Annotated in this window: 1 protein-coding gene; it reads right to left on the bottom strand. The window is 68.7% G+C overall.

The window, feature by feature from the left end:
* Window positions 1-82: 82 nt before the first annotated feature.
* Window positions 83-393: alpha/beta hydrolase (locus tag I6F37_RS43875; RefSeq protein ID WP_225154967.1), on the bottom strand; the 311-nt coding region annotated here is incomplete at its 5' end.

Raw genomic sequence — 393 nt, 5'->3', positions numbered from 1 at the left:
GCACGGCGACGAATGAGCGCGGCGAGGAAGGGGAAAGACGCATGGGAACGGGAGAGTCCGTGAGAGAAGGAAAGCCGCGCCGTCAGACCGCGGCAAGCTCGTGCAGTTCACGCACGAGGACTTTTTTCAGCAGGGCGATCTGGCCGTGGAAGAAGTGGCCGACGCCGGGGAAGACGATCACCGGCAGATTTTGCGGCCTCGCCCAGGCGAGCGTCGCGGCGAGCGGGACGACGTCGTCGCTTTCGCCGTGGATGACGAGCGTGTCCGCGGGCACGGCGGGCACCGTCTGCTTCTCGGTCGACGGACCGACGAGGACGATGCGGCGCGGCGGATCGCCGGCGCCGAGCCGGTGCGACAGCTCCACCGCGACGTAGCCGCCGAAGGAAAACCCCC

It is taken from the genome of Bradyrhizobium sp. NBAIM08 (assembly GCF_020193935.1).
Taxonomy (GTDB): Bacteria; Pseudomonadota; Alphaproteobacteria; order Rhizobiales; family Xanthobacteraceae; genus Bradyrhizobium; species Bradyrhizobium yuanmingense.
Note: the sequence above shows the minus strand (reverse complement) of the source record. Positions and strands in the feature narration are given on the sequence as shown.